25 protein-coding genes are annotated in these 23,677 nt (G+C 42.4%); 6 read left to right on the plus strand and 19 right to left on the minus strand.

Features of this window, described 5'->3' with window-relative positions; all coding sequences use genetic code 11:
- Positions 1–116 precede the first annotated feature (116 nt).
- On the plus strand, positions 117–449 hold the full coding sequence (locus P8596_RS15780) for a hypothetical protein (protein ID WP_224519515.1): 333 nt from the start codon (positions 117–119) through the stop codon (positions 447–449).
- Positions 450–492: 43 nt separating this feature from the next.
- On the opposite strand, the gene P8596_RS15785 is transcribed toward P8596_RS15780, so the two are convergent.
- From P8596_RS15785 to P8596_RS15840, 12 genes are all read right to left on the minus strand, one after another.
- Entirely contained in the window at positions 493–2,253 is a 1,761-nt protein-coding gene (locus P8596_RS15785; protein WP_279724325.1) for a methyl-accepting chemotaxis protein, read from the minus strand.
- A 165-nt stretch (positions 2,254–2,418) separates the two neighbouring features.
- Entirely contained in the window at positions 2,419–3,078 is a 660-nt protein-coding gene (phoU, locus tag P8596_RS15790) for a phosphate signaling complex protein PhoU (protein WP_079531735.1), read from the minus strand.
- A 55-nt stretch (positions 3,079–3,133) separates the two neighbouring features.
- Positions 3,134–3,907, minus strand: a complete 774-nt coding sequence (gene pstB, locus P8596_RS15795) for a phosphate ABC transporter ATP-binding protein PstB (protein ID WP_079531736.1) — start codon at positions 3,905–3,907, stop codon at positions 3,134–3,136.
- 23 nt (positions 3,908–3,930) lie between these two features.
- Positions 3,931–4,746, minus strand: a complete 816-nt coding sequence (pstB, locus tag P8596_RS15800) for a phosphate ABC transporter ATP-binding protein PstB (RefSeq protein ID WP_034757615.1) — start codon at positions 4,744–4,746, stop codon at positions 3,931–3,933.
- An 18-nt stretch (positions 4,747–4,764) separates the two neighbouring features.
- Complete coding sequence (gene pstA, locus P8596_RS15805) at positions 4,765–5,652, minus strand: phosphate ABC transporter permease PstA (protein WP_034757612.1); 888 nt, start codon at positions 5,650–5,652, stop codon at positions 4,765–4,767.
- The gene (pstC, locus tag P8596_RS15810) at positions 5,652–6,575 is read right to left on the minus strand and encodes a phosphate ABC transporter permease subunit PstC (protein ID WP_224519512.1); all 924 of its coding nucleotides are present in this window, start codon (positions 6,573–6,575) and stop codon (positions 5,652–5,654) included. Before pstC ends, pstA begins: the two co-directional genes overlap by 1 nt.
- 78 nt (positions 6,576–6,653) lie before the next feature.
- Positions 6,654–7,565, minus strand: a complete 912-nt coding sequence (locus P8596_RS15815) for a phosphate ABC transporter substrate-binding protein (RefSeq protein ID WP_279724326.1) — start codon at positions 7,563–7,565, stop codon at positions 6,654–6,656.
- A 309-nt stretch (positions 7,566–7,874) separates the two neighbouring features.
- Positions 7,875–10,001 carry a peptidoglycan D,D-transpeptidase FtsI family protein gene (locus P8596_RS15820; RefSeq protein WP_279727015.1) on the minus strand — a complete coding sequence of 709 codons (2,127 nt, stop codon included), beginning with the start codon at positions 9,999–10,001 and terminating at the stop codon, positions 7,875–7,877.
- 229 nt (positions 10,002–10,230) lie between these two features.
- Positions 10,231–11,445, minus strand: coding sequence for an MFS transporter (locus tag P8596_RS15825; RefSeq protein WP_034757583.1), 1,215 nt, complete (start codon positions 11,443–11,445; stop codon positions 10,231–10,233).
- A gap of 106 nt (positions 11,446–11,551) precedes the next feature.
- The gene (locus P8596_RS15830) at positions 11,552–12,160 is read right to left on the minus strand and encodes a superoxide dismutase (protein WP_034757581.1); all 609 of its coding nucleotides are present in this window, start codon (positions 12,158–12,160) and stop codon (positions 11,552–11,554) included.
- Positions 12,161–12,355: 195 nt separating this feature from the next.
- The gene (locus tag P8596_RS15835) at positions 12,356–12,835 is read right to left on the minus strand and encodes a DUF456 domain-containing protein (RefSeq protein ID WP_279724327.1); all 480 of its coding nucleotides are present in this window, start codon (positions 12,833–12,835) and stop codon (positions 12,356–12,358) included.
- A gap of 73 nt (positions 12,836–12,908) precedes the next feature.
- Complete coding sequence (locus P8596_RS15840) at positions 12,909–14,537, minus strand: Na/Pi cotransporter family protein (RefSeq protein ID WP_061811242.1); 1,629 nt, start codon at positions 14,535–14,537, stop codon at positions 12,909–12,911.
- Positions 14,538–14,781: 244 nt separating this feature from the next.
- On the opposite strand from P8596_RS15840, the gene P8596_RS15845 reads away from it, so the two are divergent.
- Positions 14,782–15,555 carry a DUF1189 domain-containing protein gene (locus P8596_RS15845; RefSeq protein ID WP_279724328.1) on the plus strand — a complete coding sequence of 258 codons (774 nt, stop codon included), beginning with the start codon at positions 14,782–14,784 and terminating at the stop codon, positions 15,553–15,555.
- A gap of 19 nt (positions 15,556–15,574) precedes the next feature.
- Here P8596_RS15845 and P8596_RS15850 read toward each other — a convergent pair whose 3' ends face one another.
- Positions 15,575–16,777, minus strand: a complete 1,203-nt coding sequence (locus tag P8596_RS15850; RefSeq protein ID WP_279724329.1) for an MFS transporter — start codon at positions 16,775–16,777, stop codon at positions 15,575–15,577.
- Between the two features lie 58 nt (positions 16,778–16,835).
- Between P8596_RS15850 and P8596_RS15855 the strand changes: the two genes are divergently transcribed.
- Positions 16,836–17,204: a hypothetical protein gene (locus P8596_RS15855; RefSeq protein ID WP_224519506.1), complete on the plus strand. Its 369-nt coding sequence runs from the start codon at positions 16,836–16,838 to the stop codon at positions 17,202–17,204.
- A gap of 123 nt (positions 17,205–17,327) precedes the next feature.
- Entirely contained in the window at positions 17,328–18,434 is a 1,107-nt protein-coding gene (gene ispG / locus P8596_RS15860) for a flavodoxin-dependent (E)-4-hydroxy-3-methylbut-2-enyl-diphosphate synthase (protein WP_156030040.1), read from the plus strand.
- An 88-nt stretch (positions 18,435–18,522) separates the two neighbouring features.
- On the opposite strand, the gene P8596_RS15865 is transcribed toward ispG, so the two are convergent.
- Complete coding sequence (locus tag P8596_RS15865; RefSeq protein ID WP_279724330.1) at positions 18,523–18,906, minus strand: DUF4190 domain-containing protein; 384 nt, start codon at positions 18,904–18,906, stop codon at positions 18,523–18,525.
- 203 nt (positions 18,907–19,109) lie between these two features.
- Between P8596_RS15865 and P8596_RS15870 the strand changes: the two genes are divergently transcribed.
- On the plus strand, positions 19,110–19,679 hold the full coding sequence (locus P8596_RS15870; protein WP_279724331.1) for a hypothetical protein: 570 nt from the start codon (positions 19,110–19,112) through the stop codon (positions 19,677–19,679).
- A 33-nt stretch (positions 19,680–19,712) separates the two neighbouring features.
- Here the strand turns inward: P8596_RS15870 and P8596_RS15875 are convergent, their stop codons facing one another.
- From P8596_RS15875 to P8596_RS15895, 5 genes are all read right to left on the minus strand, one after another.
- Entirely contained in the window at positions 19,713–20,075 is a 363-nt protein-coding gene (locus P8596_RS15875; RefSeq protein WP_224519504.1) for a DUF1499 domain-containing protein, read from the minus strand.
- 106 nt (positions 20,076–20,181) lie between these two features.
- Positions 20,182–20,598 (minus strand): Fur family transcriptional regulator, encoded by a 417-nt coding sequence (locus P8596_RS15880; protein ID WP_034757562.1) that lies wholly within the window; start codon positions 20,596–20,598, stop codon positions 20,182–20,184.
- Positions 20,599–20,601: 3 nt separating this feature from the next.
- Positions 20,602–21,459 (minus strand): metal ABC transporter permease, encoded by an 858-nt coding sequence (locus tag P8596_RS15885; RefSeq protein ID WP_224519503.1) that lies wholly within the window; start codon positions 21,457–21,459, stop codon positions 20,602–20,604.
- Between the two features lie 18 nt (positions 21,460–21,477).
- A complete protein-coding gene (locus P8596_RS15890) occupies positions 21,478–22,254 on the minus strand; it encodes a metal ABC transporter ATP-binding protein (RefSeq protein ID WP_279724332.1) in 777 nt (258 codons plus the stop codon).
- Positions 22,255–22,415: 161 nt separating this feature from the next.
- Positions 22,416–23,297: a YitT family protein gene (locus P8596_RS15895; RefSeq protein ID WP_034757554.1), complete on the minus strand. Its 882-nt coding sequence runs from the start codon at positions 23,295–23,297 to the stop codon at positions 22,416–22,418.
- Positions 23,298–23,387: 90 nt separating this feature from the next.
- Here P8596_RS15895 and P8596_RS15900 point away from each other — a divergent pair, with 90 nt between their 5' ends.
- A complete protein-coding gene (locus P8596_RS15900; RefSeq protein ID WP_034757552.1) occupies positions 23,388–23,642 on the plus strand; it encodes a DUF2624 domain-containing protein in 255 nt (84 codons plus the stop codon).
- Positions 23,643–23,677 lie beyond the last annotated feature (35 nt).

Here is a 23,677-nt window from a genome sequence, read left to right on the forward strand (position 1 = left end):
TCCACGACATTCGACAAAATATTGGGATATCCCTCACATTTATCCACGTATCATATAGAGTTGGAACATGATCTGTGCTATAAATAAAGAAGAAGAATACATCTTGGGGTGATAAAGTGACTTACCTATTCATTGGATTAGTAAGCTTCTCTATCCTATTACTTGTCATTTCGTTTTTTCAACGGGATCGGTACAGCGATATTGAAAAAGACATGGAAGAGTTATCGATGAATGTCCTGCAGGAGCATTATAAATTGAAGAAGAGAATAAGCGTTTTGGAAGAAGAGCTCATGTTGGATGGGGATATGACTTTTCATAAGACACCGATTAACGAAATCATAAAGAATCAAGTGATTTCCCTTTATAAGCAGGGGGTAAAAGTGGATCAAATCACAAAACAATCCACACTGTCGAAACAAGAAGTCCTCTCTATCATTCAGGACTCATAGCAGGAGTATAAGAACGGCTTACTCAAGGAGTAAGCCGTTTCTTTTACATTCTGAATGTTTTCACAAGGTCAGAGAGTTGGTTTGCCTTTTGGGTCAGGTCATCTGACTGGCCATATAGGGTTTCAATTAAGCCATTTTGTTCCTGGATGGAGGAATTGATGGTGATGGTTCCGTCATTGAATTCTTTGCCTACAGCTGAAACGCTTTGGAATGCTCCCTGAATATGGTGCATATATTCCTTTAACATCTTCAGGCTCCCTGATATTTCCGTAATATTGTGATCCATACCAGTGGCCTGTTTTTTCATTTCATTGAAATGTTCACCTGTTGTACGGATATATTCCTTACCGGTACTAAGCTCTTTATACCCGTCTTTTAATGAACTGGACACTTCCTTGGATATATGTTGAACATTTAATACACTCTCATTCATTTCAATCAACGAGGCGTCTACATCCTGTGCCAGCTTCCTGACTTCGTTTGCAACAACTGAAAACCCTTTACCTGCATCTCCGGCCCTGGCCGCCTCAATCGAAGCGTTAAGGGAGAGCAGATTCGTTTGATCGGCAATTTTCTTGATGCTCTTTGTCAGGTTGCTGATATCGATTGCGCTTTCCTCTAATCGATCCAGAAGGTCATGCGTTTTCTTTATTTTCCCATACACCATTTCGATTTGGTTTGTCGTAGAATTCATGGATGCGATTCCTTCTACCGTGACTCCCTGCATATGCGATGAGAGTTCTGACAGGGAATGACCATTCGTTTCTACTTGAAGGACCCCATCATTGAATGTTTGGTACTGATTGTTCAGCTGTTCAGCAGCCGCGACTTGTTCTTCAGAACTCCCGGATAACCGTGCCATGGAATCTCCTACCTGGTGACTGGAGGCATTGATAGAATCTGCAAGGGATTTGATATGCCGGCTGTTGCTTTGTACGGTGTGAGAACTGTCTTTGATCCCTATGACCAGCTCCCGCAAGCGCTCCACCATATGTCTGATGGAAGAATTCAACTGACCTATTTCATCCTTTCTCCCCGTCGGAGGAACGGAAAGGGTTAAGTCTCCCTTCGCCACGGCTTTTGTCACCGAAAGGATTTTATCGATACTTTTATTAATCTTGTTCGATACGAGGTTTACAATGAAGAAGCTTATGACGATTGAACTTATCACAAAACCGATCAACAAGAAAAAGAGTGTGTTCATATTATTTTCGGTTGATTGCAAGACTGTATCCTGTTTTTGGAGGGTCCGTTCCCTTACTTGCATTAATAATGTATTGTTTTGATCCCTCAGAACACTTATTTTCATTCTGGCATCTGTATAAATGGCTTCGTCTAAACGAACGACTGCAGGTGCAATTTCTTTAATAAATAGTTCATCGATGGTTTTGTTATTTTCAGAGAATCTTTGAAGGAGTTCCAGGTCTTTTTTACCCAGTCCATTCATAGTCTCATCGGTCATGCCATTCAGTTCCGCTCTCAGTTTCCTGTACTCTTTCACATCCTCCTCATTCAAAAAGGTAATGTAATCGGCAATCCGGATATCTTTTGCATTAATGAGCCTGCTCAATTCCGTGATTTGAACAGAATGCTCACCTGTATCTTTCATGAATCTCATGTCCTTCATCAGATCGTTCATGCTGAATATGGCCAAGCCTACACATGAAATGAACAGTACGGCATTAAGCAGAAACGTATAAACAAGTTTATTCTTGATAGAGTGTTGATAAGACATCTTGGATAGGATACGGATTTTTCTGCTATGGGGTACATATTTCATAAAGGGAAACGATTTTTTCGACATTGTGTCCTCCTGTATGTATAACTTTGTGTCTATTATGAATATGTACCAAAATACCCATATTTTCTATACTTTCACTGTTATCTTAATATAATCTTTACAAATCACGCACATCATCCAAGAATGCAAAAAAAAAAGCGTCCCTTCAGCAGAAGGAACGCTTTTCATTTAGTTATTCAGATCAAACCGTTCACCGGTCACTAAGAAAATGACATTTTCACAAATATTCGTCACGTGATCCGCTACGCGTTCAATGTATCTGCACGTAAACGCCAGCTGGGTGATCTGACTGATTTCATTCGGATAGTTCGGAATGTAGGTCATGAGTTCTTTTACTAATTTACCATATAACTCGTCGACTTCATCATCACGATCCGCCACTTTTTTCGCAAGGGAAGCATCCTCGCTGTAAAAAGCGGTTAGCGCTTCTTCGAGCATTTCTTCAGCAATCGAGAGCATTCTCGGAATTTCTTCAATCGGCTTGATCAACTTCTGGTTTCCGATATGCAGGGTTGATTTCGCGATATTCGTAGCCATATCCCCGATCCGTTCAATTTCAGAACAGATCCTTAATGCAGAGATGATTTTACGTAAGTCCGTTGCTACAGGAGATTCCTTTGCAATGAGAATGATCGCAAGATTATTGATTTCATTATCATATTGATTGATGATATGATCTTTTTTGATGATTTCCTCTGCTTTTTCAATGTCCTGGGTCTTCAAGGCTACCACGGACTCTTTTAAAGACACTTTGGCAAGATCCGCCATATCGAAAAGCTTGTCTTTTAACTCTTTTAAATTATTATCGAAATTTCTTCTTATCGCCATACTTATTCCCCTTTGCTAAGTAATGATGAAGAACCTTTTTCTTTTAACGCGCACTTTATCCAAATCGACCCGACACATAGTCTTCCGTTCGTTTGTCACTGGGATTAGAAAATATTTTATCCGTTTCGTCCAGCTCAATCAAGTCCCCTAATAGGAAAAAGGCTGTTTTATCAGAAACCCTTGCTGCCTGCTGCATATTATGAGTCACAATGACAATCGTATATTGTTTCTTGAGCTCACCAATCAGCTCTTCGATTTTGACAGTAGAGATGGGATCGAGAGCCGATGTCGGTTCGTCCATCAAAAGGATTTCAGGCTTTGTCGCAAGTGCCCTGGCAATACACAGACGCTGCTGTTGACCACCTGAAAGACCCATGGCCGGGGCATCTAATCGATCCTTTACTTCGTCCCATAATGCAACACTCTTTAAAGTGGATTCCACTATTTCATCAAGCTCTTTTTTCTTTTTGACTCCATGCACTTTCGGACCGAACGTAATATTGTTATAAATGCTTTGGGGAAATGGATTTCCTTTTTGGAACACCATCCCCACTTTTTTTCTCAATTCAACTAAATCAACCTTGTCTGAAAGGATATTCGTCCCGTCAAAATTGATTTCTCCGGACATTTTAATCCCAGGGACCGAACGATTCATTAAGTTCAATGTTTTAACGAATGTCGATTTTCCGCATCCGGATGGTCCGATGATCGCTGTGACCTCTTTATCATAAATAGGAAATGTAATGTTTTTTAACGCATAGTTATTTCCATACCATAAATTTAAGTCGTTTACATTAAATGCCGTTTTTTTCGTTGTAGCTACTGACACGCGAAACCCCTCCAACTAAATGATCAACTGAAACGCCCTGAAATATAGTCTTCCGTCCTTTTTTCTGATGGATTGGTGAAAATCTTTTCGGTTTGGTCGAATTCCACTAAATCACCATTATAAAAGAATGCCGTTTTATCAGAAACACGGGATGCCTGCCCCATATTATGGGTCACAATGACAATCGTGTACTCTTTCTTTAGATCGGTGATCAATTCTTCGATTTTTGCATTTGAAATTGGATCAAGTGCTGAGCTTGGCTCATCCAATAACATGACAGTCGGTTTCATAGCAATCGTCCTTGCAATACATAAACGCTGCTGCTGTCCACCGGATAGTGCGAGTGCCGAAGTATGGAGGCGGTCTTTAACTTCATCCCATAGTGCTGCTTTTGTCAAACTTTCCTCTACCAGATCATTCAAAACACTCTTCTTTTTGATTCCAGAGAATTTCAATGCATGAACAATATTTTCGTATATGGATTTACTGAATGGATTCGGCTTCTGGAAAACCATCCCGATTTCTTTGCGAAGAGCTACTACATCAATGTCCTTACCTAGAAGATTCACATCTTCATACATGATCTTCCCCTCTGCACGGGCAATAGGAACCAGGTCATTCATGCGGTTAACCGTTCTTAAGAAGGTTGACTTCCCGCAACCGGAAGGGCCGATCAAAGCTGTTACAGCATTTTTTTCGATTTCCATATTAATATTTTTAACGGCGTGATTATCCCCGTAATAGAAATCTAAATTCTGAACATCGATGATGGTCTCTTTTTTGATTTCATCCGCCACTCTTGAAGAGCGCTTCTGTTTCGTTTCTAATTGAACCGACATGTACTATCACACCTTCTATTATTTTGTCGCTGTCATTTTATTATGAATGTAGCTTCCGATGAAACGTGCACCCAGATTAAAGATCAACACTGAAAGAATCAAGACGGCTGAGGCTCCAGCTGCTTTTTCGTCTACGTCGGGAATCAATCCTTGTGTGTTGACTGACCAAATGTGAACAGCCAGTGTTTCCGCCGGTCTGAAAAGATTCAATGGTGACGTAGGCGAAACTGGATTCCAATCCATATAATTCAATCTGGGAGTCGACAGGCCGGCTGTGAATAATAGAGCAGCAGCCTCACCGAATACACGACCCGATGCAAGGATCGCTCCTGTCAGGATAGACGGGAATGCACCCGGGATGAGCACGGTTTTAACGGTGTGCCAATTGGTGATCCCAAGAGCAAGGCTCGCTTCTTTCAACTCACGCGGTACGCTTCTGATGGCATCTTCACTAACACGAACCAATACAGGAAGATTAAAGACCGTAAGTGCCAGGGCTCCACCTATAATGGTATATCCCCAACCCGTTGTATTTACGAACACCAATAGTCCAAACATTCCAATGACGATAGATGGTAATGAGGCCAGTACTTCAATACAAGAACGGATGGTATTCGTGATCTTGCCAGGCTTGGCGTATTCAGCCATATAGATGCCTCCGCCGACACCGAGAGGCACCGTAATAATCATCGTGATGATCAGGATATAGAATGAATTAAATAATTGATCCCGGATCCCTCCTCCGGCACGGACTGCACTGGATGGGGTTGTAAGGAAGTCCCACGTTACATATGGTAAACCCTTCACCAGAATATATGAGAATAGAGCCACTAAAAGGGCGATAATGACTGTTGCGATTCCAATGAACACGCCAGTGGCGATCTTGTCTGCTCTCTTACTATTCATTAGACTTTCCTCCTCGATGATAAGTAGCGGATTAATAAGATAAATACGAAGGACATGATTAATAGGATAAGACCCATCGACCATAGCGTGTTATTCTCCACGCTTCCATAAGTGGTATGCCCCATATTCAGCGTTATGATCGTGGTCAACGTTGCCGACGCATCTACTATACTTTGAGGAAGATCTCTTGTATTTCCTATGACCATTTGAACAGCTAGTGCTTCACCAAATGCTCTCGCCATACCCAGTACGACTGCTGTCAATAAAGTTGGCAATGCTGCCGGGATTAATACTTTTCTAATCGTTTGCCATCTTGTTGCCCCTAATGCATATGATCCATCGCGAAGACTTTTCGGCAATGAGCTCATGGCATCTGTGGCAATGGTTGTGATGGTAGGAAGGATCATCACGGATAATACAATCATTCCGGCTAATAATGAAAATCCGATACCGGATGTATGGTTACGAATGAATGGAACCAATACTGTAAGTCCTATAAATCCATAAACAACGGAAGGAATCCCTACAAGGAGTTCTACAATCGGCTGCATGATTTTCCTTCCCCATGACGGTGCGATGTCCGTCATAAAGATCGCCGCTCCGATTCCGAGCGGTGCTGCAATTAAAGCAGAAAGAATCGTAACAGCAAATGATCCAAAAATGAAAGGCAAAGCGCCATACATCGGGTTTTCTCCTGTAGGACTCCAATCTGGACTGGTTAAGAACTCAATTGGACTTACACCATTTTTTATAAATGATTGCAACCCTTTTGAAGTTAAGAAAATGGTGATGGAAATTGTTGCGGCAATCATGATGACTGCGCTTAATGTCACTAAGAATCTTCCCTTAAATTCACCGTTCATCCAAGATTTATTGCTTTTGATCAGCCTCTTTGAGGCAGGTAGCTTGTTTTCCATATCCATAAACACCCCTAAATACGAGATAATAGGGTAAATGCCCTCGAGCATCTACCCTATCAATTTATTTAATTGATTCATCTTTTACTTCTTTGTTTGTTTTCCTTCAGCGTCACGCTCTACTTCCATTTTTGTAGAAGGAATGTAACCTTGATCCTTTAGTAAACCACTTTGAACATCTTCGCTCATCATGTAGTCAAGGAACGTTTTAGCTAGACCATCAGGCTCACCTTTAGTGTAAGAGTGTTCATATGCCCAGATTGGGAAATCACCTTTTTGTACGTTTTCGTCAGTTGCTTTAACACCATCGATTGCTAATGGAGTTACACTGTCATCTGTGAAGTAAGAGAAAGCAAGGTAACCAATTGCTCCATCAGTTTCGTTGATGATTTTCTTTACAGTGTTTGAAGAATCTTCAGTGATTCCTTCAGCAGGAGTCTCTCCATCAAGACCGAATTTTACAAATGTAGCGCGAGTACCAGAAGAATCAGGACGGTTTACAAGAGTGATCTTTTGATCTTTCCCACCAAGCTCTTTCCAGTTCTTGATTTCACCAGTGAATACTTTTTTAAGATCTTCTTTTGAAATGTCTTCAATACCAACATTAGGATTAACTGCAGCTGTCATACCTACAACCGCTACTTTATGGTCAACTAACTCGTCCGCCGGAATTCCTTCTTTTTCTTCAGCGAAAACGTCCGAGTTACCGATTTGAACTGATCCTTCAGAAACTTGGGATAATCCTGTACCAGATCCTCCAGCATTAACTTGGATATCTGCATCCGGATTTTCTGCCATGAATTCTTCAGCTGCTGCTGCAACAAGTGGTTGCATTGCAGAAGAACCTGAAACTACGATTGAACCAGAAGCTGTTTTTGAACCTTCTTTGTCGTCTCCAGCATTTTCATCTGTGCTGCTTCCATTCCCACATGCAGCTGCAAATGCTACTAGCGTTGCGATGATTAAAAGCAGACCGTATTTCTTGAAGTTCTTCATTCTTTAATTCCCCCTAGAATATTGGTTGTTTTGTCCTACGAGTACTAGATTAATAGATGAGTGTTAATGGTGTTTTAATCGATTGTAAAGGTTTTGTAAATTCGACATTTTTTTTATGATTCCGCGGTTCATAAAAGCTTTAAACCCTTATTAACACTAGTATTGAACAATGTTTGATAAATTATGTACGTACTTAAAATAATGTCTTTTTTTCATGAATGTATGATGCCCATTCATGGATTAATGTTATGATTCACAATAAAAAAAGCTGATTCATGGAACCATTTCCCCATGAATCAGCTTGTTACATTAGTTATTCTGTTCTCTTTCCTTCTGCATTTGCTCTTCTGCCTCATCCGCATTCTCGACTTTCTTGTTTACGGAAGTTGGATCCTTCTCTTCTTCGGCACGCTTCTTCTTCAATTCAAAGTACTTATCCATTACCCGTCTGGAGATGTACTTATTCACATATGGATCGGCCACGCCGCTTGCCTGGATATGAGAGGCGGGTACCACAGTCGCATAGGCCACCTCAGGATTATCGTAAGGCGCATAACCGATCAATGTGGTGTTATAACTCAGTTCCCCGTCAATATACGTCTCGGCTGTTCCGGATTTACCCGCTGCATTATAAGGAGCATCATGGAATAAGTAACCCGTTCCTTCAGGGTTATGATAAACACGGTAGAAACCTTTTTGGACATGTTCGATCTGTTCCTGTGTGGCATCAATTCGATTCAGTACATTCGTCTCTTTCTCGAACAGGATGGGACCGAGGCTTTCCTTTTCATTGGTCGGTTCCCTTATCTCCTTCATAATATGAGGCTGTACACGGTAACCATCGTTCGCGATGGTAGAAACATATTGTGCCAGCTGCATGGTGGTGTACGTATCAAACTGACCGATCGCCAAGTCAAGTAAGAAACCGGGATCTGTCTTGGTTCCTGTAAGACCGGCAGATTCACCGGGCAGGTCGATGCCTGTCGGGACACCTAAACCAAATTGAGCGTAGTGATTCCTGAACACATCGAACGCTGCCGGGTTGTTCACGATCGGCTCATTCGGTACGTACCGGCCCCCGGCTATTTTCAAGGCAACCTTCCACATGTAGGCGTTGGAGGACTTCTCCAGAGCATATAAATCGGTCATCGGGATTTGCTGGTATTTATTGAACCAGGATGTTTTCGGATTAGTCCCTTTGATCCTTAACGGTTCATCAATCAAAACCTCACCCGGTGTCAATTTACCGGTCATATATCCTGTCAATACCGTAGCGCCCTTCACAACGGAACCTACTTCATAGGAAGATGTAAATGTCCCTAGTGCAGCATCCCGCATTTCGTACTTACCCGTTTCAGGATTCTTGACATATTGTTTACCTGCCATGGCCAGGATCTCCCCGGTATTCGGGTCAATCATGACGACATATGCCCGGTCAAGATCTGGAGATGCGTCCCGGTGGACAATCTGTTTGCTTAATTCTTCTTCGATTATTTTTTCGACTTCCCGCTGAAGTTCCATATCGATGGTAAGGACAATATCCTTACCTCTCTGTCCTTGTTGAACAAGGACGGATTCGAGCACACTTCCGCCTTTGGTTACGTTCTTGATCTGTTCCTTTTGTCCTTGGAGGACATCTTCATATTCAAGTTCTACATAGCTCTTACCTACGCGATCATTCCGGTTATAATCCTGAGCTAAATAGGAATCCACCAAATTCTTTGGCAATCCTTCCCTTGAAGAGGACACGTTCCCTAAAATCGTCCGTAACGTATCATCAAATACGTAGGAACGCTTCCAATCTGTCGTCGTGTTGACACCTGGAAGTTCACTCAGATGCTCACTGACCGTTGCGAATTCCTCCGGAGTGACTCCTTCATTCTTCACAATCTGCGGATTAAGCGCATAGCCACTGGAGAACTCACGATAAATGGCGATGATTTCAAGGTCATTTTCAGTGAGGGAATCCAGTTCTTTCTCGGTAATCCGGTCGAGTCTCATCTGATACACTTTTTTATTCACGTCATCTTCAGACAGTTCTTCATTGCTTTGGAACTTTTTTATTTCCCTGTCCGAAACTTTTGCATCGGCTGCTTCAGGATGCTTGATGATCCAATAATCCTTTTTGTCCCGCTCTGTCACGTCCCCTGTATCTTTTTCGATGAACCGGGATAGCATGGAGGCGACTTCGATCATTTCATCGATCTTCGTATTATTTGCCCGTGTATACGTAATGGCATTCAGCGGAATATTGTCGACGATCACATTCCCATAACGGTCATACATTTTCCCGCGTGGCACACCAGTATTGACCACGACGTCTTCGGTTCTTTCCACTTCTTTTTTATAGCTTTCCCCATTCACGATCTGAACAAGTCCAAGTCTAAGTACAAGAAGGGAAAATAATAAGAACACAGCAAAAAACAGCAGATTCATCCTGACGGGAACATGCGTCTTTCTTTTTCTCTTATTTTTTTTCAAGTCTTCCAGCCCTTCCTCTATGTAAAAATCTCTCTCTGCCCTTGTTTCGTTCCTGGTTGATTGGATAGCAAACAAGGTGGGAACAGAATCATCTTAACCCTCCCCTTATTTTATAGAAAATGTCAGGGATAATCTAGCCATAAGTAAAGAGAGGAAATCTTTCCCTCTCTTTGTAGTAAGTCCCTTATAAAGGCAGCACGACTTTCCGTACAAATAAGTAAATCAGTGTATGTCCTGCCCCAAGTATCAATAGAAGTATCGGGATGCTCTCTTCCTGATTAAAGAAAGTCACGGCTACAATGAAAGCAAGGACTGAGACGATCCTTCCCAGGTTCAAGAAGATTTCCCTTACGACTATGTACTCAATCCTCATTTCAGCTGCGTTCCATCCCGTACCGATCACATCGTATGTCATAGAGATATAGGGAACCAACAAGATGGGATAGGCAATGGCAATGACACCTGCATAAAGCAATAATTTTGTATACGTGACATCAAATACGATCAGGAAAATGGCCAGATAAAGAAGGATACCACCTAGTAGGATGGCGCGTTTCCTCAATTGTTTCTTTATGACCCTGGAAGCGACATAATAGCCCACAAAGGCAATGCCTGAGTTGATCAAACCAAAGGTACCGATGGCAAATTCACTTCCCGTACTGATGAATACAAACACCGATATGATAAAGATAAAGGTTCCTTCCCTCAGCCCCTGGAAAAAGTGGGCATTGGTGATGGAACGCCAATTGTGATTGTGCTTTCTTTCCTCGAGAATCCTAAGGAAAAGATAGCGTCCGGATGCCGGCCGCCTCTTAAGGAAGAAACTCATAATAACCGCGAGGAAAAAAAGAAACAGAGAGATTCCGAATACAATGGTATACCCCTTGAAGGAAGCAAACCTTGAAATGATGAAACCGGCGAGGATCGGTCCTATCATCCCCCCGGCAGACGTCAGAGTACCGAGGAAGCCATTGAAGAAATCCCTTGTTTCAGGTTCTGTGATTTCAAACGTCAACACATTGAAGGCTAACCAGTAGAAACCATAGCCGATCCCTAGTAACGCTCCCAACACGACAAGATAATCTTCTGCCGATTCTCCGAATGCCAAAACGGATATGTAAAAGAGAGCCAAAAAAATAACACCGAAGCGTAATACAATCACCCGGTCCACTTTCTTTGCCAACCTTCCAGCTAAAATAAATGTCAGGGGCTGAAAGATGACAACGGTTAAATTATAGACACCCAAATCAATGAATTCACCTGACTGTTTCCATAAGTAGATGTTCACAAATGTGTTCGAGAGGGCAATACTCAAGGAGTATAATCCCCCGATCAACAGGAGCAAAGTCAGATCTTTCGTTAAATCAATGTCACCTAATATTCTTTTAAAGCTGCTCATGTGTAAAACTCCCCTTTAACGTACCCCTATCTTGTGAAAAAGGGAAGGAACTTATACAAAAAAAAGAGAGGTTCCTGAAAGAACCTCTCTTACCTTATTCATAAAATTACTTGGCAGCTGAATAACGCTTCGCTACTTCATCCCAGTTTACAACGTTCCAGAATGAACTGATGTAATCAGGACGACGGTTTTGATAGTTCAGGTAGTAAGCATGCTCCCAAACATCAAGACCTAAAACAGGCGTTTTCCCTTCCATTAAAGGACTGTCCTGGTTTGGTGTGCTTGTTACTTCCAATTCACCGTTATTCACTACAAGCCAAGCCCAGCCTGAGCCGAAGCGTGTTGCAGCAGCATTAGCGAATTCTTCTTTGAATGAATCGAAGCTTCCGAATTTGGAAGAGATGGCATCTGCTAACTCTCCAGATGGAGCGCCTCCACCATTCGGAGATAATACCGTCCAGAATAGAGAGTGGTTAGCGTGACCGCCACCATTATTGCGAACTGCCGTACGAGCACCTTCAGGAACAGCGTCTAAGTTAGAAACAAGATCCTCAATGGATTTGCTTAATAAATCGTCGTGTCCTTGAAGTGCATCATTTACTTTCGTCACATATGCGTTATGGTGTTTAGTGTGGTGGATGTTCATTGTTTCCTTGTCGATATGAGGTTCTAATGCATCATATGCGTAAGGTAATTGCGGTAATTCGTAAGCCATTATAAATTCCTCCCTATGTATAGTTTCCTGAATAGCTATATTCAGGCCGTTTCAGTATAAGATTACCAAAACTACTATATCTGTTCAAATATTTTGCCTTCAATCTCTCACTTTTTTCTTACAAGAATAAAATGCCCAATAAACATTAAATATATTTCATGTTATGTAGGCTGTCATAAATAGTGGTGAGTCCCTTCACACGACCATAAAGAAATAAATGGCCATGACGATTTGAATGATTCCTTTTGTGAAGACACTTGAGATAAATCCTACTACAGACCCTATCCCCACTTTCACTGCCGACTTCAGGTTAGACCGGTGAACGATCCATTCTCCTATGACGGCTCCGAGGAAGGGACCAATCAATATTCCTATGACAGGGATGACGAATGGACCAATGAGCAGTCCGATCGTGCTTCCCCATATTCCTGCCTTCGAGCCTCCGAACTTTTTGACACCGATCAGGTTCGCCATATAATCGGCACAAAACAAGAGGGCGACAAACAGAATCTCTATCGTCCAGAACAACCAGCTGAATGGTTCAAAGCTGAAAAACACCCCATACAGCAGAAAGCTGCCCATTAAGAAAACGACACTTGGCAAAATCGGATACACAAGCCCGACAAACGATAAAATCATGAGTATGATAATGATACTCCAGTAAACGATGTCCACGTTTCAACACCCCCTTTTGAGTATAAAAAAAACTGACCCCTTTGACAAATTTCAAAGAGGTCAGGAAAGAAACTTATTCTACTCCCAATACTGCTTCAGCAATATTGACGGCATGATCTCCAATACGTTCTAGATTACTGATGATATCTACGTATACGATACCAGCTTGACCCGAACATTTCCCTTCGTTCAGACGCAGGATATGCTGTTTGCGGAGCTTACGTTCCATTTTATCGATCTGGTCTTCCTTCTCCGCCACTTCTCTTGCAATTTCAGTGTCGTTCAAATCCAGAGACTTGATCGCTTTTTCAACTGTTTCAATCGTCAAATTGAACATGACTTCAAGATCGGACATGGCATCTTCGGTGATTTTCACTTTGTTGGCTTGCTGATATTCAACTAACTCAACGATGTTTTCAAAATGATCACCCACGCGTTCAATATCCCGAACCGTATCCATCAGGATCGAATGACGCTCGGATTCAGATTCCGATAGGGAAGAAGATGATAGATCAACAAGATAGTTCGTGATTTTCTTATCGAGGTTATTGATGGCACCTTCTATTTGATATGCTGCTTCTGAATTTTTCGAGCTCTTTGTCTTCAAGAACTCATTTGTTTCTTGTAACCCTTTAACGGCAAATGTCCCCATGCGGAGAACTTCTTCTTTTGCCTGCCCCAACGCAATGGAAGGAGATTGTTCGATGAATACAGGATCCAGGTGTTTCGAGTTATAATCCACGATAGAGTCCTGACCCGGAATCAACTTCGTTACGATCAGCGCCAATACGGCGATGAACGGAAATTGAATGATAGTATTCGTTATATTGAAAGTACCATGAGCGAATGCAATGGTCATTGGCTCATTCAGGTTGAATGTAGTTTGTAGAAATACGACAAACTTTGAGAATAACGGCAATATGATCAAGAATATGGTTGTTCCGATTAAGTTAAAGAGTACATGCACCGCCGCAGCTCGTCTGGCAGCGACTGACGCACCCAGTGCAGCCAATACCGCTGTGATGGTTGTCCCGATGTTATCCCCGAATAAGATAGGCAGTCCTGCCTGTAAGTCTACCAGGTTTGAGCTGTACAGCTCCTGAAGGATACCGATTGTGGCAGAAGAACTTTGTACAACCACGGTGAACAACGTACCGACTACCACTCCAAGAATCGGATTATCACTCATGCTGACGGTCAAATCATGGAATGCTTCCAATGAGCGTAAAGGTTTCATTCCTCCACCCATTAATTCGAGCCCATAGAATAAGGCACCGAAGCCAAAGATCATTTGTCCAACGTTGTGGACTTTTTTATTCTTGAAGAAGAATAATAAGATGGTACCTACGGCAATGATCGGAAGGGCATACTCCCCTACGTCCACACCAATGATGAAGGCTGTCACCGTCGTACCGATATTGGCACCCATGATGACCCCGATTGCTTGTCTTAGGGTCATGAAACCGGCACTTACCAGCCCGACAACGATAACCGTCGTACCACTACTCGACTGGATCAGGACGGTAACAAAAACCCCTGCCAGCACTCCCATGAACGGATTGGTCGTGAACTTATCAAGGATTTCCTTGAGGCGTTCACCGGCTGACTTCTGAAGGCCGTCCCCCATATACTTTATCCCAAAGAGGAAAATACCTAGTCCTCCAAAGAACTGAAACAACATTTCCTGCCAATTTAATTCCATTTTTTCAACCCCTACATATATTTTCGACATTAAACAACAAAAACCCCATATCATTTTTAATATATAACGGGGCTTACGTAAATACTTTTTACCCCAAATTTACAATAGGTTAATAAAACTCGACTTTTATTACATTTATGTTACAAATGATACTCATTATAAATGCTTCCGAAGACTTACTTGATGAAAGTATGAAGACAAGCTTAAAATAGATAGGGTATGCACGAAAGGAGAAAAAAACGAAATGAATGTATTTCAGCAATTGTATAAAAGTATCTATTCCCCAAAAGATATTGCAAAATTCCGTTTCCAGGGAATTGGCAAGACGATCCGTTTCATTTTTTTACTTGCTCTTATATCCATCATTCCTGTGGCCGTACAATTTGTATCGTTCGCAACCAATGCCCTGGATACATTAAAGGATTCTCTGGATAAAGAATTGCCATCATTTTCGATTGAGAACGGCACCTTGACTTCTGATCATTCCGGGCCCGTGACCATTGAGAAAGAAGGCATGACCATCATCTTGGATGATACGGGTCAAATGAAAGAAGGGAACCTTGACAGGAATGAAAACACGGTCGCCTTCCTTAAGAATGACTTTGTGGTCATCAGCCAGGGACATGTCCAATCCTCGTCTTATACGTTGTTTGGTGATAGCACTGTAACAGAGGATGGATTACTCGACATCCTGAATTCTCTCAAGGACCTGAAATGGATTTTGATCCCTGTGGCATTAAGCATTCTTTACGTGTTCACCTCCGGAATGACATTCTTGAAAATAACCATTTTCGCCATCATCGGTGTTACATTTGCTAATGTACTGAAACGAAATGTACCATATCGCCAAAGCTTTCGCATCACCGCCTATTCGGCTACGGTTTCTACCGTATTTTTTACCCTAATGGAATTATTACAAACCAGGATTCCCGCTGCTCCAATATTGGACTGGTTTGTCATCACCGTCATCCTGTATTTAGTAGTGAAAGAAATACCCCAAAGGAAAAAACGCCAATAAATAAAGTCCCCGTTTCCACTTAACGGGGACTTTTTCCAAAGGTCTGTTGGATTTCAGTACGAGCCTCTCCTTTTGTCCGTATAGCCAACAGGGCAAACAGGAGGATATTCATCAATGTGAATCCAAATGTGATAATATACATTTGTGTTGGATCCTGCTTCCATACCCCAAAGGCGACAGGACCCAAAGCCACCCCGCCGAATCTTACAGCACCATAAAGGCTGACAACCATTCCCCTTTCTTGTTCAGATACGCTTCCCGTTATGAAGGTATTGATGACAGGAAGCATCAATCCCAATCCCCCAAAGCTTAGGGTGAGAAAAAACATCAAAGATCCCAATGAAGAAAAAAAGATCAATAATCCTAATGGGATGCTCATGGTGATTAGCCCGCATTTCAAATAGGTCCAACCCAATTCCTCATCAGTCTTCAGTCTTTTTCCGCACCAATACGAACAGATCGTCATCGCTCCAAGGGGAAAAATGAACGAAAATCCTTTAAAAAACCCATCAATATGAAAAGTATTTTCAATATGGTAGGAAAGATAGAAGAGAATGCCGAATAATAAAAATAAACCGGTTCCCCCGATGACATAGAGAGGGATCAGCAGCCTGCCCTTTGATAAAAAAACGGCAGAGAATTCCTTCACATCCAATTTCCGAACACCTTTAGTTGATTCGACTGTTTGTCGCAGACCGACTAAGATCACGAAAGAAATCACGGGGAAGACCCAAAAAGACTGATCCCAACGAACGAGTTGGGCGAGGGTGGCACCAATAAGTGGAGCTGCCACTTTGCCGATCCCATTGAATACCTCCAATGAACCAAGCATCCTTGAGCGCTCCTCCCCTTGATAAAGATCACCGATCAATGCCATTGCGAGAGGCATCGTCCCTGCTGCACCGACACCTTGCAGTCCTCTTCCGAGCATAAAGAGGCTAATGAGCCCTCCATTGAAGATACACAATATACTCCCGAGAATCATGATCCATAACGAAATGCTGATCAACCGTTTACGCCCATAGCGATCAGACAATATCCCTGTAAAGGGTATCACCAAAGCTGCAGGGATTGTAAATGAACTTAAAATGAATCCCGACCATCTGCTCCCTAAATGCAAGTCTTCTTCAATGTCAGGAAGAATGGGAATCAGCATTGAATTCCCCAGTACCATCAGTATGGGCAGTAAACCGATCACAAATGGGAGAAGTTTCTCTCTCATATCATACAACTCCTTCATTGTTCCATTCAGACATCACACTAATCGGGAGGAAATTCAGATGAAAAGAATGGCAATTTTCTTTGGTATTATCATTCTTCTATACAGTGTTTATTATGACTTAAATAAGGGGACGTTACGTCTGCTGTATAAAGAAGCGACCGTCGCCTCCTCCGAGCCCCTGGTGAATGGAAATCAAGGGAAACTCCCACAGGAACCTGTTCAAAGGGGTGAAGGTCCCTCCTCCCTTCCATATGTGGAAATGGAAGTGAAGCCGGGCGATACCGTATTGAGCCTTGTGGAAGATCTTCTTGATGGATCCATTCCCGTTTCCATCGACCGGGTGATCACCGACTTTGAAGAATTGAATGATGTCCCACCTGACAAGATTCAAATAGGGAAAACCTATAAAATACCCAATTATCAATAGCTTGAACATGTCTTAAACACCTATTTCTTGTCATTTTACACAAAACACTGTTACAATAGCTTCGTATTACTTATAATGAAACTTTGAGAACCTTTCTAAAGGAGCGAATTACACTTGAGTGAAATTATACATCGTACAAAAACACGTCCTGTCAAAGTAGGTAATTTAACGATCGGCGGTAATAACGAAGTGGTCATCCAAAGTATGACCACGACCAAAACCCATGATGTTGAAGCAACGGTTAAAGAAATTCACCGACTGGAAGAAGCAGGATGCCAGGTCGTACGTGTCGCTTGCCCGGATGAGCGTGCAGCCGACGCCATTGCTGATATTAAGAAGCAAATCAATATCCCACTTGTTGTCGATATACATTTTGACTATAAATTAGCCCTGAAAGCTATTGAAGGCGGAGCTGATAAAATCCGGATCAATCCAGGGAATATCGGCCGCCGCGAAAAAGTGGAGGCTGTAGTCAAGGCAGCAAAAGAAAAAGGCATCCCGATTCGAATCGGAGTGAACGCCGGTAGCCTGGAAAGAAAAATCCTTGAGAAATACGGATACCCGACAGCTGATGGAATGGTGGAAAGTGCCCTTCACCATATTAAAATCCTTGAAGACCTCGATTTCCATGACATCATCGTATCCATGAAGGCTTCTGATGTGAACTTAGCCATTGAGGCTTACACGAAAGCTGCGAAAGCCTTCGACTACCCGCTTCACCTTGGGATCACAGAATCAGGCACTCTGTTTGCAGGTACCGTTAAAAGTGCCGCTGGTCTTGGAGCCATCTTAAGTCTTGGGATCGGTAACACGGTCCGGATTTCCTTGAGTGCGGATCCCGTCGAAGAAGTGAAAGTGGCAAGGGAATTATTGAAATCATTTGGACTCTCTGCAAATGCAGCTACATTGATTTCGTGTCCGACTTGCGGTCGTATTGAAATTGACTTGATTTCAATCGCCAATGAGGTGGAAGAATACATTTCCACGATTAAAGCACCGATCAAGGTTGCTGTGCTGGGATGTGCAGTGAATGGACCTGGTGAAGCCAGAGAGGCTGATATCGGGATTGCCGGTGCCCGTGGGGAAGGACTCCTATTCCGTAAGGGAAAAACGGTCCGTAAAGTACCTGAAGAGACCATGGTGGAAGAATTAAAGAAAGAAATTGACAAGATTGCTGAAGAGTACTTTGCAAAGCAGGAAGCTGAAAAGAAAGAGCAGGAGCAAGTCTGACCCTGTGCGTGAAAGAGGGCTGATCCATGATCAGCCCTCTTTTTTTTGTTTCCTGAAACGCTCCCAATTTCAAGAAAAACGATTTAGTTTAAAAGAACGGCAGTACAAATAATCCTACGATTATCGATACGGCCCCAATTCCGATTGCCCAGGCACCGAGCATCTCAGCCCCCCTGCGCCTTGCCACAAACCCAAGGACAATCCCCGCTGCCCCCATGATGACCGGGAGAATAAATAAGGATAGAATGGATAGTGCAAGTGCAGAGTATCCTAACACACGCCCTGATGTTGTCGCATCTTCGGCGGTATCATCTTCAAAGTCGCGGCTCACATTCATTGGAGCAGCAATTTCTGCTGCTGTTTCTTCACGGTAATCATCTCTACTCACATCTGTTTCCGGATTGTCGTAATACACGTCGATATCTTGAAGATTTCGATCAACGCTGTTTAATTCGCGTCGTTCATCACTCATACAGCAATCCCTCACTTTCTGTGTTTGGGAGCCTTCTTATTGTGTGTCAGTTCAGCCATTTTACTATGCTAATCTTTGTCATTTTTGTTATCTGTGCGATCGCGCTTAGGCCGTTCTCATGAATAATTGTTTTTCGAGGTTATTTCAATACGGGGAATGTGATAAACTTGAAGGAGTTTTTATAAAGGGGAGTATGATAAAGAATGAAACGTTTTGGAATCGATATTGATGGGACAGTTACGTCACCTGAATCTTTACTGCCTCATATAAATGATCACTTTCAATTGAATTTAACCTTACAGGACATCACCCAATACGAATTGACAAAGGTTTTGGACATATCACCTCAAACCTTTGGAAAATGGTTTAAAGAAGCAGAACCGCTCATCTACAAAGAGTCTCCCCTTGCTCCCGGCGCAAAAACGATCCTGGATCAATGGAAAGAGAAGCACGAACTTTATTTTATCAGTGCAAGACGAACCGACCTCATAGATATTACGAAGAAATGGTTCAATGCACAGGACCTTATGTATCATCATATCGAATTAATCGGATCTCACGATAAAATATCAACTGCTAAAAAACATGCAGTCGACATTTTCTTCGAGGATAAACACGATAATGCAGTGGCCATCTCCGAAGAATTATCCATCCCTGTTGTGTTATTCAACACGCCTTATAATCAAAAACCGATCCCTGATGGGGTCATTCGTGTGAATGACTGGAAGGAAGCGGATTCCTGGGTACAGAACTGGCTGCAGCAACAACGCTGATTATAGAAAAAAAGCCTCGTTTGAGGCTTTTTTCTATGCGTTATTAAATAAGGATTTAAATCGTTCCACGCGCTTCCGATTCACTTTGAAATCATAATACCCTAAGCGTGAAGCCGACTTAAAATGCAAAAGATGGGTACTTTCATCAATAAAAAGCTCCAGGTCATCCTTGAATTTCATCCACTTGGATGTGAAGACGGCATGCACATAATGCGTCCCTTCTTCCTTGATTTCTACATGATCGAATTGATTCAGCGTCTGGTGTATCCTTGCTTTCGTATCTGCCACTTCCCCGCTTACGGGAAGTGGTGCGATTCTGTGGTAAGACGTAAGGTCTATCGTACTGACGCAATTTTTTTTACTGGTGGGGCAGTGTGTGAAAGGGACCGATTCCATGGCTACATCTCCTCTATATTCCTTCTATATACCTATTTTTCCCCTCCTTTACACAAGGTTAAACACGTGAAGATGTTCCGAAGAAAAAAGAGACCCCGAAGGATCCCTATTGACACTGTGGACATTTACCGTAAATTTCAAATTTATGTCCTGATATATCATAGCCGGTTTCAGCTAAATTTTCTTTCAACACTTCCATGGGACAGGTATGGATTTCTTTCGTTTTCCCACAATCCATACAGATGAAGTGATGATGGTGATGATGACTTTCACACGTAATCCGGAAATGCCTTTCACTGGATAACTCAGTTTCTTCCAGTATGCCCAGCTCTACGAAAAGGCTTAAATTACGATAAATGGTATCGAAGCTCAGGCCGGGATAATCGGCTTTCATATACTCCAAGACGTCCCTCGCGGTTAAATATTTATTCGAGCTTGAAAACAATTCAAGTAATTGCTGCCGTTTCCCTGTATGCTTATATCCTTTTGCTTTTAATAGATCCATGGCTTCCGTTACATTCATTTCCTACACCTCACCTTTTGAAGAATGACCAGACGACCTCAATTTCTTGATGAGGATCGTCAAGAGGAGAATCAAGATGGCCGTCATGACGATCGTTCCACCCGGAGCAAGATTCAAATAGAAGGCGCTGACTAGTCCGACGATGACGGAAATTTCCCCGAATAAAAGGGAATATCCGATCGTTTGTTTAAAGCCGTTCGCGATTCTGATACTTGCTGCAACCGGAAGTGTCATGAGAGATGATACCAGAAGGATTCCCACAATGCGCATGGAGGCGGCAATCACAAGGGCGACCATGATCATAAAGATAAAGTGGATCGCTTTCGCAGGGATCCCAGATGCCTTTGCATGATCCTCATCAAAAGATAAAAGGAATAATTCCTTATACAATAAGAAAATCACTCCGATGACAAGGATACTGATCCCGGCAATCAGATACAGGTCCCCCCTGCTGACCGCGCTGACACTCCCAAATAAATAACTGAATAAATCCGTGTTGAAACCGTCTGCAAGTGAAATGAATATGACCCCGATCCCAATTCCACCGGACAGGATGATTGGGATTGCAAGCTCCTGGTAATGCTTATATACCATTCTTAATCGTTCTATGAATAAGGAACCCATCACGGAGAAAGCCATTCCAAAGTAAAGGGGATTCAACCCTGAAAACCCAGGAACGGTTTTGCTTAAATACAGACTTGCCGCAATGCCTGAGAGCGTCACGTGGCTCAGTGCGTCTGCAATCAGGGACAATCTCCTTACCACGATGAAGGCCCCCAGTAACGGAGCGATGATCCCGATAAGGATTCCTGTCAGAAATGCATTTTGTAAAAATTCATATTGAAAAATAGCTTGAAGCATTTTCTTCCCTCCGATCGATCATGAATGATGATGTTCATGCTCATGATTCAAAAAATGTACATCATGACCATAAAAAGAGGAAAGCTGATTTTCTTTGAGCTTTTCAAACTCTTCTGTTTTGCCATGGAAATGTAAATGTTTATTTATGCAGGCAACATGTGTGACCTTATTTGAAATCGATCCGATGTCATGGGTGACCAGCACAAGAGTGATACCTAAATCCTTGTTCAACCTTTCTAACATATCGTAGAAGTTTTGAACGTTACGGCTGTCGACTCCAACTGTCGGTTCATCAAGGATCAATACATCAGGCTGACTCACGAGGGCCCTTGCGATGAAGACCCTTTGTTGCTGACCGCCTGATAATTCCCCGATATTCCGTTTGGCGAACTCACCCATGCCGACTGATTCAATTGCTTGAATCACGTCTTGCTTATATGCTGCTGAAACCCGCTTGAACAAACCTGCCTTTTTCGCCAGTCCGCTGGCCACCACTTCATAAACAGTAGCCGGAAATCCTGTGTTGAAGCTGTTTGCCTTCTGGGATACAAAGCCGATGCGATCCCATTGTTTAAATTTATGCTGCGGGATCCCGAACAGCTCAATATTCCCCTGTTTCACCCTAAGCAGGCCTAGGACAAGCTTAAGTAATGTGGATTTCCCCGAACCGTTCGGACCAACAATTCCGAGAAAAGCACCTCTTGGTATGCTCAAATTAATATCTTCGAGCACTCTTTCACGCTCATAGCGGAAATTCACATCTTCTATTTTTATCACTGGATTTGTCATATCCATCTTTATCATCTCTCTTTATAAGAATCATTCCGATTTAAAAGTACATAGGGTAGTATACAGGATGCATCATCAATTGTAAATGATTCCGTTCGTCATTCAAAAAAGGACCGCCATCTTGTTTGGGCGGTCCTTTCATTCCATAAAGGGACGATTTTAATACATCAATGGATGGCAGATTTGAAACGTGCCCCTTTTGTTTCTTGCGTGCTCATGATCGTGATGAAAGCATTTGGATCAACATCCGAAACGATGGATTTCAATTTCGTCACTTCAAGTCTCGTGACCACGACGTAAATGACTTCTTTATCATTATCCGTATAGCCGCCACGCCCCTTCAACATGGTTGTACCTCTTCCAAGCCGTTGTAAGATGGCATCCGATACTTCGAGATAATAATCCGAAACGATGATGACCGCTTTCGTTTCATCCATTCCCTGAATGACCGTGTCAATCGTCTTGAAGGCGATATAATAGGTCATGACAGAATACATGGCTTCTTCGATTCCAAAGACAAATGCCGCCCATCCGAAGATGAAAATATTCATAAACATCACAAACTCACCGACGGAGAATGGCAATTTCTTAGTCAAAAGGATCCCTAAGATTTCAGTTCCATCCAACGAACCTCCATGACGGATGACCAGTCCTACTCCCACCCCAAGAATCAATCCGCCGAAGACGGTTGCAAGGATCTCTTCTGTTACAAATGGATCCATATGGTGAAGGAGGCTTTCAATGATCGCCAACGCGACGATGGCAAACAAAGAAGATACGACAAACGTCTTTCCTATTTGTTTGTACCCCGAATACATAAAAGGAAGGTTGAGTAAGACCAACAGGGTTGAAAAATTAAGGAAAGGGATTGAATCAGAAACCAAATAATTCAGGATCAGTGAGACACCAATGATCCCCCCATCAATAATATTATTCGGTACAAGGAACAGTTCGATCGAAACGGCTGCCAACCCTGCTCCGATAGTAATAAAGAATAGACGGTAAATGAAATGAAGGGGACTTTCTTTCTTATGTACTCTTTGAGTCATCGCCAATTCCTTTCCTTTCAGTTTATTTTCTAATAAAATTGTCACTTTCTCGATGGATACTACATATGTATCTGTTGAGGAGTGATAAACATGAAGCTATTACAAAATGTGATCAATCACAAAATCAACCATATTACAAATGATGAACTGCTAAAGTATGCCAAACAATATAATATTTCACTGACCCCCGATCAGGCTACAAGCATTGTTGCCAAGGTGAAAGGAAAAAACATCAACATTTTTGATGATACGAAAAGAAGCAGACTAGTGAAAGATCTTGCCAGGGTCATTGGACCAACAAAAGCAAAGGAAATCAACCAGCTCTTTTTACAGCTCATCAGATAGTATAGAAAAAGGAGGCTTCCTCAAATCTTGAGAGA

Origin of the sequence: Rossellomorea sp. DA94, assembly GCF_029834455.1 — a bacterium.
GTDB lineage: Bacteria > Bacillota > Bacilli > Bacillales > Bacillaceae_B > Rossellomorea > Rossellomorea vietnamensis.

What these genes read in the sequence shown, in the direction of transcription:
- P8596_RS15785 (WP_279724325.1), bottom strand. Translation starts at nt 2,253, where the DNA reads ATGTCGAAAAAATCGTTTCCCTTTATGAAATATGTACCCCATAGCAGA.
- phoU (WP_079531735.1), bottom strand. Translation starts at nt 3,078, where the DNA reads ATGGCGATAAGAAGAAATTTCGATAATAATTTAAAAGAGTTAAAAGAC.
- pstB (WP_034757615.1), bottom strand. Translation starts at nt 4,746, where the DNA reads ATGTCGGTTCAATTAGAAACGAAACAGAAGCGCTCTTCAAGAGTGGCG.
- pstA (WP_034757612.1), bottom strand. Translation starts at nt 5,652, where the DNA reads ATGAATAGTAAGAGAGCAGACAAGATCGCCACTGGCGTGTTCATTGGA.
- pstC (WP_224519512.1), bottom strand. Translation starts at nt 6,575, where the DNA reads ATGGATATGGAAAACAAGCTACCTGCCTCAAAGAGGCTGATCAAAAGC.
- P8596_RS15815 (WP_279724326.1), bottom strand. Translation starts at nt 7,565, where the DNA reads ATGAAGAACTTCAAGAAATACGGTCTGCTTTTAATCATCGCAACGCTA.
- P8596_RS15820 (WP_279727015.1), bottom strand. Translation starts at nt 10,001, where the DNA reads ATGAATCTGCTGTTTTTTGCTGTGTTCTTATTATTTTCCCTTCTTGTA.
- P8596_RS15825 (WP_034757583.1), bottom strand. Translation starts at nt 11,445, where the DNA reads ATGAGCAGCTTTAAAAGAATATTAGGTGACATTGATTTAACGAAAGAT.
- P8596_RS15830 (WP_034757581.1), bottom strand. Translation starts at nt 12,160, where the DNA reads ATGGCTTACGAATTACCGCAATTACCTTACGCATATGATGCATTAGAA.
- P8596_RS15840 (WP_061811242.1), bottom strand. Translation starts at nt 14,537, where the DNA reads ATGGAATTAAATTGGCAGGAAATGTTGTTTCAGTTCTTTGGAGGACTA.
- P8596_RS15845 (WP_279724328.1), top strand. Translation starts at nt 14,782, where the DNA reads ATGAATGTATTTCAGCAATTGTATAAAAGTATCTATTCCCCAAAAGAT.
- P8596_RS15850 (WP_279724329.1), bottom strand. Translation starts at nt 16,777, where the DNA reads ATGAGAGAGAAACTTCTCCCATTTGTGATCGGTTTACTGCCCATACTG.
- P8596_RS15855 (WP_224519506.1), top strand. Translation starts at nt 16,836, where the DNA reads ATGAAAAGAATGGCAATTTTCTTTGGTATTATCATTCTTCTATACAGT.
- P8596_RS15865 (WP_279724330.1), bottom strand. Translation starts at nt 18,906, where the DNA reads ATGAGTGATGAACGACGCGAATTAAACAGCGTTGATCGAAATCTTCAA.
- P8596_RS15870 (WP_279724331.1), top strand. Translation starts at nt 19,110, where the DNA reads ATGAAACGTTTTGGAATCGATATTGATGGGACAGTTACGTCACCTGAA.
- P8596_RS15875 (WP_224519504.1), bottom strand. Translation starts at nt 20,075, where the DNA reads ATGGAATCGGTCCCTTTCACACACTGCCCCACCAGTAAAAAAAATTGC.
- P8596_RS15880 (WP_034757562.1), bottom strand. Translation starts at nt 20,598, where the DNA reads ATGAATGTAACGGAAGCCATGGATCTATTAAAAGCAAAAGGATATAAG.
- P8596_RS15885 (WP_224519503.1), bottom strand. Translation starts at nt 21,459, where the DNA reads ATGCTTCAAGCTATTTTTCAATATGAATTTTTACAAAATGCATTTCTG.
- P8596_RS15890 (WP_279724332.1), bottom strand. Translation starts at nt 22,254, where the DNA reads ATGGATATGACAAATCCAGTGATAAAAATAGAAGATGTGAATTTCCGC.
- P8596_RS15895 (WP_034757554.1), bottom strand. Translation starts at nt 23,297, where the DNA reads ATGACTCAAAGAGTACATAAGAAAGAAAGTCCCCTTCATTTCATTTAC.
- P8596_RS15900 (WP_034757552.1), top strand. Translation starts at nt 23,388, where the DNA reads ATGAAGCTATTACAAAATGTGATCAATCACAAAATCAACCATATTACA.